This window comes from Acidovorax soli (assembly GCF_900107605.1).
GTDB classification, from domain to species: Bacteria; Pseudomonadota; Gammaproteobacteria; order Burkholderiales; family Burkholderiaceae_C; genus Acidovorax; species Acidovorax soli.
This window is the reverse complement of record NZ_FNQJ01000028.1, coordinates 34,726-44,682: the sequence shown is the minus strand read 5'-3', so window position 1 is coordinate 44,682 and position 9,957 is coordinate 34,726. Positions and strand designations below refer to the sequence as shown.

The window sequence follows — 9,957 nt, the reverse complement described above, 5'->3', positions numbered from 1 at the left end:
GTCACTCTGTCTTCTGGCTGCAAGTGCTCGTATCTCGTTCCCATTTGCGTACATTACCCTCGGTGAGGGTGTTGCACTTCAGATTTGAGACCGCCAGGGTTAACCCGAGCGTCCTAACCGGGTAATCTGCACCGAAAGTGACATCACCCTCAGCTGGCGGATGCGGGGGCAACTCTCGGGGGGCCAACGGAATAATCTGTGCACTGAGCGCCAACTCCGCTGAGCACCCAATAGCCTACTAAATTTATCTGATATTTCCTTTTTTGCACGAAGTAAATGAAAGGGCGAAATGCAGGGGTACGTTAAGTTGTTGATTTATATAGTGCAGCTTTCCGATTTTGCAGACGGAAATGCAAAAGCACGAAATAGGGTTATTTCTCGGCGCGTTTTGCGGGGGCGCGTTTCGAGGCCATTTCCCCCTTCAAAAGCACGCTGGCATACCGGGCCACGCTGAAGCTCATGGTGCCCCGGAAGTTGATGTGCCCGAAGTGGACTGGGCCGATCCGGCGCAGGATGCTGTCGTCAATTCTTTGCCCGCTGGACTTCAGCCGATCGACGGTCTCTTGCAGCCTCATCGTGTTCCAGCCGATCACGACGTTCGTCAAAAGCGCATGCGATCCCGAGATCGACTTGAGCTCATCGCGGCGGCGGCCTCTTTCGGCGGTGATTCGACCGTAGTAGATGGCCCGCTGAAGGAGGTGCACCGACTCACCGCGGTTGAGCAAAGTGTGGATTTCCCGCCGGAAGACGTCGTTGGTGAAAAAGTCGCACAGGAACACCGATCGCAGCAGGCGGCCGTACTGGTCCAGGCAGCGGCGGACGTCGTCCCCAGCAGCTGCGCTCCCGTGGCGGGCCAACGCCCAAGCGACGCTTACGCGACCAGACTTGATCGAGGCAATGAGGCGCATGGTTTGGTCCCAGCCTTCCCGGATGGCTTTTTCGGTGATGGCCGGTATAGCGACTCTCTCAAGTGCCTCCGACACATTGATCGAGCGGGGCGTCCATATCTTGCGGTCGGGCAGCCCCGCCAATTGGGGACACAAGTCGAACTTCAGCAGCTTGGCCACGCTCATGCCGGAGTAGGTGTAGCCGTGGGTGTCCACCGCCAAAAGGTCGACTTTGATGCGGTCTTCGCTGGTCGAGTTGTAGGCTTCGATCCCATGCACTGCGGGCGCGTCCTGGCGCGTCAACAACACGATGGGTTGGTCAAAGATGACCGGGTAGCTGCCCAGGATATGGGTGTAGATGCCTGCCGCCGCAGTCTTGCGACGGGGATCGGTGCGGGCAATGGACAGGTGGCGAGTTGCGTCGAGCGCCATCATGTCCGAGGAGGCCTTCTTCCCATCGCTCCACAGCTTGACGATCGGAAACCGCTGCTGGAATGCCACCACGCTGTCGTTGGCTGAGCGCAGCCGGCCAGGCGCCTCCAGCATACGCATGGCGGCAGACACGCGACTGATGGGCACGCCGGGAATCATGGCTGCTGCCGCCTTGGCGTCGATCTCTGTGCCGTGCGCGAGCAATCCTGCATACAGCGCAATGAGTTCTTCGGCGTCTTCCGGCTGGCGGCCCAGCAGCATGGTGCTGATTTGGGTCCGACTGTCGATCTCCAAAATGACGTCCGGTAGCTGTGTTGCGCCAATCAAGTCGCTCAGGCGTTGGTTCGTGTGTCGAAGCTCCGGGTCCTCCTCAGCTGCGCGTATCGCCGGTATACGCACGCACCCTTCTTCATCGATCTCAAGCAGGCCTTTTTCAAGCCCGACCTCCACATCGGCAAGGCCGGCACGCAGTAGCTCGTACTGGAGGTCAAGCGCTTTGCGCGGATCCAATTCCAGGCCATAGGCTTCGCAGAGAGCGATCTTGTCGCGTTCCCACTCGTCCTGGGGGATAAGCAAGCTCGCCTTGCTCTGATAGGTTGCGCTGTGGTTCACATACAGACTTCCGCCCCGCAGACCTTTGCTGATGCGCATCAAAGCGCAACCTTCGAAGGCTCTGAGGGCGGCCTTTCGATCCGGCACCTGAAGCAGTGGGCGCCATTTTGGTTCGACCAACGAAATGTCGAAGTCAACCGGCAGTTCCTTGGCGCCTGCAGCGCGAAGTGCCTGCAATGCCGAAACCAGCTTACCGTCGGCGTGCTCGGGATCTCCCCGCAGGTCCAGGCAGTTCATGCCATCAAGGACCGTGCGAACGCGTGCGCTCTGCTCGGTCAAGGTTTCCCTGACAACCTCAGCATGGCTGACGGGCGGACGGCCCAGCATGTCATCGGCCAACGCCGTGATGGCTGCCAGCCGTTCATGGGCATCGCGCGCGCTGTCCGCAGCAATGTCCCGCATCGATTCAATGGAATGGCGATACTCGATTGCGCGCTGTGCCTGTTTGGCCTGGACGCGTTTGGTGCCCGAACGGACGATGTCGTTGGTGTGCCGGTTGTTCCGAAAAATCGCCTCGTCACTAAGCTCGCCGAGCAGGTGTTTGAGAAAGCACACGATCTCGATCGAGCGGGTGCCCTCGATGCGGCGGGCGGTTTCGGAGGGCGGCCGATTGACCACGGCCTGGGCGAACGCATGGATGCGCCCAATCGAGAGCCCTTGCAGGTCCCACAGGTGCACGCCCAGTGTTTTGAGAGCATCAATGCGTGAGTTCACCTCTTTGAGGCCCTTCACCCCATGTTTGCCGGCCGATTGCTTCAACCACTCCAGCAACGAGATGCCAGGAGTCGGACTCTCTTCGTGCATGACCTTGAGCACCGCGCGAAGGCGTACTGGAGTGACCGCTGCTCGAATTGTTGCCAGGGCCAGGTTCTCGACAACCTGAAACGCAGATCGGGCCAGGTCGAGCACCACACGCTGGCCTGGCAGGACGATCCTGTTGTCGAAGAGCCATTCCTGCGCGCAGGCGAGGAGGTCATCGACGCAGGAGGCGTCGATCGCCTGCTGGGACAATGCTGCCTGCAAGCGTGCCTCGGCGTTAGAGTCGTAGGTAGAGAAGAGGAGTTGTTCTCGAACCCAAGCCCTATGGTTGCTGATGGTCCGGTCGGCATTCGAGTACAGCGACTTGAGGGAGGCAATCGCGGTCGAGTGGATGCCCAGTTGCTCGCACAGCATTGTCAACATCGCACTCGGCATCTTGAGCGCGGCATCGGCATTCCTGCCAGTCAGCGCGAGGAACGACAGCTGCACGGCCAGTCCCAGGTGGTAGCGCTTCGCGTAGCCACTGTTCCTAATCTCCCTGATCAACTCGTCCGGTAAACGGCAGTGCAGCTGCACGTCATCCGCATTCATGCCAGACGGCAGCTTTTCGTAGCCTACGAATCTGTATCGGTAGCTCGACATCAGCGTTCTCCTTCGCTCCGGGGAACACTATAAATCGCAGCTAAGTTGTTGTCGCCAGAGGCTTATTTGGAGATGGATTCCGAAATTGCACGGAAACCGAGACTACCCCTGTTCGGGCAGGTCGGTGTCGTCTTTGGCATCGTTATCGCCGGTGTGTGGATCGCCACACAGTGGACAGCCGCTGCACTGGGTTATCAGCTACGCCTAGGCTCGCCCTGGTTCGATTTCTTCGGTACGCCGGTCTATCACCCCTGGCGGTTGTTCGAGTGGTGGTTCGTCTTCGATGCCTATGCGCCCCGGGTCTTCGATATCGGCGGCGCGATTGCGGGCGGCAGCGGCCTGGTGGCTGTCGTAGTCGCCATCGCCATGTCCGTGTGGCGCTCGCGGCAATCGAAACTGGTGACGACTTACGGCTCGGCGCGCTGGGCCGACGCCGTTGATATTCGCAAGGCGGGACTAACACAGTCTGCAGGCGTCTTCCTTGGTCGGCATGACGACCAATACCTGCGGCACGAAGGTCCGGAGCACGTCCTGACCTTCGCACCTACGCGATCCGGCAAGGGCGTCGGCCTGGTGGTTCCTACACTGTTGAGCTGGCCAGCGTCCGCCGTCATTCACGACATCAAGGGCGAGAACTGGCAGATCACCGCCGGCTGGCGCTCGCGCTTCTCGCACTGCCTGCTGTTCAATCCCACCGATCCGAAGTCAGCGGCCTACAACCCTCTGCTGGAAGTCCGGCGCGGCGCGCATGAAGTACGCGATGTACAGAACATCGCCGACATCCTGGTTGATCCCGAAGGCGCGCTGGAGCGCCGCAACCACTGGGAGAAAACTTCGCACGCACTTCTAGTCGGCGCCATTCTGCACGTGCTCTATGCGGGAACCGACAAGACACTGCGCGGCGTCGCCAACTTCCTGTCCGATCCGGCGTGTCCGTTCGAGCTGACGCTGCACCGGATGATGACGACAAAGCATCTGGGCGATGCCCCGCATCCCGTCGTCGCATCGGCTGCGCGCGAGGTTTTGAACAAGTCGGACAACGAGCGGTCGGGTGTGCTGTCCACGGCCATGTCGTTTCTCGGCCTGTACCGCGATCCCACAGTGGCCGAAGTCACGTCGCGCTGCGACTGGCGCATCGCCGATCTGATCGCGTCCGAATCACCTGTGTCGCTGTATCTGGTGGTGCCGCCTTCGGACATCAGCCGCACGAAGCCGCTGGTGCGCCTGATCCTCAACCAGATCGGTCGCCGACTGACCGAATCACTTGATGGCAGCGACGGCATCGCCCGTCGCCACAAGCTGCTGCTGATGCTCGACGAGTTTCCTGCGTTGGGCCGGCTCGACTTCTTCGAGACCGCGCTGGCGTTCATGGCCGGCTACGGTATCCGCAGCTTCCTCATCGCTCAGTCGCTCAACCAGATCGACAAGGCCTACGGCCAGAACCATTCGATCCTCGACAACTGCCATGTGCGCGTGACGTTCGCCACCAACGACGAACGCACCGCCAAGCGCATCTCCGAAACGCTCGGCACGGCCACCGAGCTGCGCGCACAGCGCAACTACGCCGGCCATCGGCTGGCGCCCTGGCTGGGGCACCTGATGGTGTCGCGGCAGGAAACGGCGCGCCCGCTGCTGACTCCCGGCGAAGTGATGCAACTTCCGCCGGACGATGCCGTGGTGATGGTGTCCAGCTTGGCGCCGATCAAGGCGAAGAAGCTGCGCTACTACGCCGACACCAATTTCAAGCGCCGTGTGCTGCCGCCGCCCACGCTCGCAGCCGGGCGCTACGCCGATGCGCCGCCGCTCCGTCCTGACGACTGGAGCGGCTTGGCTATCCCTGTCGTACCTGCCGCATCGGCGGACTTGAACGACAGCACAGCCGCTACCGACGACGGCGGGCCGCGTCGGCAGCCAGAGCTATCCGAGGTCACCGAATACCTCCCCGACCAAGAGCCAGCGATCAACGACCTGGCGCTGCTCGATGACGACGACTTGCCGTTACCCCTTCCTCGTCAGCTTGACCCGGCCATGCAGCGCACGGCCCGGCTGGCGTCCCTCGACCAACACGACGGAATCGAGCTATGAGCCAATACCGCCTCAACCTGTTCATTCCGCACGAGCACGCCAAGCGCTTGGACGAGCTGGCCGCCAAAAAAGGCGTGTCCAAGTCGTCCATCGTCGCGGCGGCGCTGGCGTCCTGGCTGTCGCCGGATGCGGGCGACCAGCGTGAGGCGGCCATTGCAAAGCGGCTGGATCGACTGTCGCGCCAGTTCGAGAGGCTGGAGCGCGACCAGAACATCGAGATAGAAACGCTGGCGCTGTTCGTCCGCTACTTCTTGACGGTTAGCACGCCGGTTCCCGAAGCCCATCAGGAAGCCGCCCGCGCGCAGGGCAAGGCACGCTTCGAGCAGTTCGTCGAACAACTCGGCCGCCATCTGATGCGCGGGCGCAGCTTGGTGCGCGACGTAGTTGAAGAGCTGCATCCCGACACCGCTCACCTGGACGATACGGCGGCACTGGCCGAAGCCCAGGAGCGTGCCTCATGAGTGCCATTCCCTCGACTGTCGGGCAGTCCTTCGCCACCACCTCGCTCGACCGGCGCATCCGCATGTTGCGAACCGCGATGGGGCCGCTGATCGCCGCCGCGCTGGAAGACCCGGACGTGGTGGAGATCATGCTCAACCCCGACCGCACACTCTGGGTCGATCGCCTGTCCTCGGGCCGCGCGCCGCTGGGCGCAGAACTGTCCGAGGAAGACGGCGAACGCATCATTCGTTTGGTCGCCGCGCATGTCGGCGCGGAAGTCCATCGCGGTCAGCCGCTCTTGAGCGCCGAATTGCCGGAAACCGGCGAGCGCTTCGAGGGCATCCTGCCGCCGGCCGCGCCGGGGCCGGCCTTCGCGCTGCGCAAGCGCGCCGTCGGCGTGATCCCGTTGGATCGCTACGTCACCGACGGAATGATGACCGTCGAGCAGGCCGAGTTCCTGCGCAGCGCGGTACGCGAGCGCCAGAACATCCTGATCGCCGGTGGCACCAGCACCGGCAAAACCACGCTCGCCAATGCCTTGCTCGCGGAGATCGCCGCCACCGGCGACCGCGTGTTGGTGCTCGAAGACACCATCGAACTGCAATGCATGGCGCGCGACCACGTGCCGCTGCGCACGCGTGCCGGCGTCGTGTCGATGACCGAACTGGTACGCGCCACGATGCGGCTGCGCCCCGATCGCGTGATCGTCGGCGAAGTGCGCGGCGGCGAGGCGTTGGATCTCATCAAGGTGTGGGGCACAGGTCATCCCGGCGGCATCGCCACCATCCATGCCGGCTCCGCGCTGGGCGCGCTGCTGCGCCTGGAGCAACTGATTCTCGAAGTGGCTGTGAACCCGCCGCGGGCGCTCGTCGCCGAGGCCGTCAACGTCGTCATCCACATCGCCGGCCGTGGCCGGCGCCGCCGCATCGAGAGCATTGCCCGCGTCCTTGGCTTCGACGGCGTGGGCTATCGCCTCGCGGATGCGCTGGAGCCCCCGCTTCCAGAGCTGCCGCTTTCTTCCCCATCCCCTGACCACCTTGGGGTCGTCTCAGAAAACGGAAAATAAAGCACGCTAAGCCGGTTGCAGCGGCCGTAGCGGCCTGAACTTGCCCGCGCCGATCTTGGCGCTGCTGCGCCAGAGGTAATCGCCGGTCAGGTTGATGTGCTCCCAGCCGAGCGGCGACAGGTACTGCAACAGGCCGTCATCGACGGCTTGACCGTGGCCACGCAAGGCGTTCGCGGCCCGTTCCAGATAAACCGTGTTCCACAGCACGATGGCTGCCGTCACCAGGTTGAGGCCGCTGGCCCGGTAGCGTTGCTGCTCGAAACTGCGGTCGCGGATTTCGCCCAGGCGGTTGAAGAACACGGCACGGGCCAGCGCGTTGCGGGCCTCGCCCTTGTTCAGTCCGGCATGCACACGGCGGCGCAGCTCGACGCTTTGCAACCAGTCTAGGATGAACAGCGTGCGCTCGATGCGGCCCAACTCGCGCAGGGCGACGGCCAGACCATTCTGGCGCGGATAGCTGCCGAGCTTGCGCAGCATCAGCGAGGCCGTCACCGTGCCTTGTTTGATCGACGTGGCCAGCCGCAGGATTTCATCCCAATGGGCGCGGACGTGCTTGATGTTGAGCGTGCCGCCGATCATCGGTTTCAATGTCTCGTAGGCGGCATCGCCCTTTGGAATGTAGAGCTTGGTGTCGCCCAGGTCACGGATGCGCGGCGCGAAGCGGAAGCCCAGCAGGTGCATCAGCGCGAAGACGTGATCGGTGAAGCCCGCCGTGTCGGTGTAGTGCTCCTCGATGCGCAGGTCGGATTCGTGGTACAGCAGGCCGTCGAGCACGTAGGTCGAGTCGCGCACGCCGACATTCACCACCTTGGTGTGGAACGGCGCGTACTGGTCGGAGATGTGGGTGTAGAACGTCCGCCCTGGGCTGCTGCCGTATTTTGGGTTGATGTGGCCGGTACTCTCGGCCTTGCTGCCGGTGCGGAAGTTCTGGCCGTCCGATGACGACGTGGTGCCGTCGCCCCAGTGCTCGGCGAAGGGATGCCGGAACTGCGCGTTGACCAGCTCGGCCAGCGCCGCCCCGTAGGTTTCGTCGCGGATGTGCCAGGCTTGCAGCCAGGCCAGCTTGGCGTAGGTTGTGCCGGGGCAGGACTCTGCCATCTTGGTCAGGCCCAGGTTGATCGCGTCGGCGAGGATCGTGGTCAGCAGCAGGTTCTTGTCCTTGGCCAGGTCGCCCGATTTCAGGTGTGTGAAGTGGCGAGTGAAGCCCGTCCAATCATCAACCTCCATCAGAAGCTCGGTAATCTTGACGTGCGGCAAGATCATGGCCGTTTGGTCGATCAACGCCTGCGCAGTGTCCGGCATTGCCGCATCGAGCGGCGTGATTTTCAGGCCCGACTCTGTGATGATGGCGTCCGGTAGGTCGTTGGCCGCCGCCATCCGGTTGACCGTGGCGAGCTGCGTTTCCAGCAACGTCAGCCGTTCATGCAGGTACTGGTCGCAATCGGTGGCCACGGCCAGCGGCAATTCGCTGGCCTGCTTGAGGCTGGCAAATTTCGCTGGCGGCACCAGGTAGTCCTCGAAATCCTTGAACTGGCGGGAGCCTTGCACCCAGATGTCGCCGGAGCGCAGTGCGTTCTTCATCTCCGACAGCGCGCACAGTTCGTAGTAACGCCGGTCGATTCCGGCGTCGGTCATCACCAGCTTTTGCCAGCGCGGCTTGATGAAATCGGTTGGCGCATCGGCGGGCACCTTGCGGGCGTTGTCGCTGTTCATGTTGCGCAGCACTTCGATAGCGTCGAGCACGTCCTTGGCGGCGGGCGCGGCCCGCAGCTTGAGCACGGCGAGGAATTCCGGCGCGTAGCGGCGCAGCGTGGCATAGCTCTCGCCGATGCGGTGCAGGAAATCGAAGTCCTCGGGCTGCGCGAGTTTCTGCGCCTCGGTGACGCTCTCGGCGAAGGCATCCCAGGACATGACGGCTTCGATGGCGGCGAACGGATCGCGGCCGGCTTGCTTGGCCTCGATCAGCGCCTGGCCGATGCGTCCGAATAGCCGCACCTTGGCATTGATCGCCTTGCCGGATGCCTGGAACTGCTGCTGATGTTTGTTCTTGGCGGCGTTGAACAGTTTGCCCAGAATGCGGTCGTGCAGGTCGATGATTTCGTCAGTGACGGTCGCCATGCCTTCGATGGTGAGCGCAACCAGAGTCGCGTAGCGGCGCTGCGGCTCGAACTTGGCCAGGTCGGCTGGCGTCATCTGGCCACCCTCGCGGGCGATCTTGAGCAGCCGGTTCTGGTGCACCGACCGCTCGATGCCGGAGGGCAGGTCGAGCGCCTGCCACGCCTTGAGGCGTTCGATGTGTTCCAGCATGTGCCGCGAGTTCGGTTTGACCGGGGATTGCCGCAGCCAGGCCAGCCAGGTCGTCTTGCCGTTGTCGCGGCGCTTGAGCAGATCGTCGAGGCGACGGCGATGCATGTCCGATAGCGGTTCGGCCAAGGCGGCGTAGATGCGCCGGTTGGCGCGGGTGATCGCCTCGGCGCTCGCCCGCTCGACGGCGTTGAGAGCAGGCAGAATGACCGACTGCCGCCGCAGGTGCTCGATGAAGGCGCTTGCCAGCACAATGCCCTTGTCGGTTTGCATGGCCAGCTCGGTCAGCGTGTGGACGGCCTGCCGGTAGTGGCTCATGGTGAAGGGCCGGAAACCGAAGACGGTTTGCAGCTCGATCAGGTGCTCACGCCGGGTCTGCTCCCGCTGTCCGTACTTGCCCCAGCTTTCGATGCTGACCTTGAGCTGGTCGGCGACCAGTTTCAGCAAGGGCGGGAACGGCGGTTCATCAACGCCCAGTATGACGCCCGGAAAGCGTAGGTAGCAAAGCTGCACCGCGAAGCCCAGCCGATTGGCCGGGCCGCGCCGCTGCCGGATGATGGAGAGGTCGCTTTCGCTGAACGTGTAGTGACGGATCAACTCATCCTTGGTGTCCGGCAACGCCAGCAGGCTTTCGCGCTCGGCGGCGGAGAGGATCGAACGGCGGGGCATGCGGTTTCCTTCTTCTTGAAAACGTAGGTTTGTGACAAGCCCGCCAAGGCAACCGGCGCG

General features: G+C 63.0%; 5 protein-coding genes. 3 read left to right on the top strand and 2 right to left on the bottom strand.

The window, feature by feature from the left end:
* Positions 1-371 precede the first annotated feature (371 nt).
* A complete protein-coding gene (locus BLW02_RS15550) occupies positions 372-3,332 on the bottom strand; it encodes a Tn3 family transposase (RefSeq protein WP_092700002.1) in 2,961 nt (986 codons plus the stop codon).
* Between the two features lie 72 nt (positions 3,333-3,404).
* On the opposite strand from BLW02_RS15550, the gene BLW02_RS15545 reads away from it, so the two are divergent.
* From BLW02_RS15545 to trbB, 3 genes are read left to right on the top strand one after another with little or no spacing between them, the layout of a single operon-like run.
* Positions 3,405-5,417: a conjugal transfer protein TraG gene (locus BLW02_RS15545; protein ID WP_092700000.1), complete on the top strand. Its 2,013-nt coding sequence runs from the start codon at positions 3,405-3,407 to the stop codon at positions 5,415-5,417.
* Entirely contained in the window at positions 5,414-5,878 is a 465-nt protein-coding gene (locus BLW02_RS15540; protein WP_026437440.1) for a ribbon-helix-helix protein, CopG family, read from the top strand. Before BLW02_RS15545 ends, BLW02_RS15540 begins: the two co-directional genes overlap by 4 nt.
* The gene (gene trbB, locus BLW02_RS15535; RefSeq protein WP_026437439.1) at positions 5,875-6,924 is read left to right on the top strand and encodes a P-type conjugative transfer ATPase TrbB; all 1,050 of its coding nucleotides are present in this window, start codon (positions 5,875-5,877) and stop codon (positions 6,922-6,924) included. The genes BLW02_RS15540 and trbB overlap by 4 nt, the downstream gene beginning before the upstream one ends.
* 6 nt (positions 6,925-6,930) lie before the next feature.
* Here trbB and BLW02_RS15530 read toward each other — a convergent pair whose 3' ends face one another.
* The gene (locus tag BLW02_RS15530; RefSeq protein ID WP_092699998.1) at positions 6,931-9,897 is read right to left on the bottom strand and encodes a Tn3 family transposase; all 2,967 of its coding nucleotides are present in this window, start codon (positions 9,895-9,897) and stop codon (positions 6,931-6,933) included.
* Between the last annotated feature and the right edge of the window lie 60 nt (positions 9,898-9,957).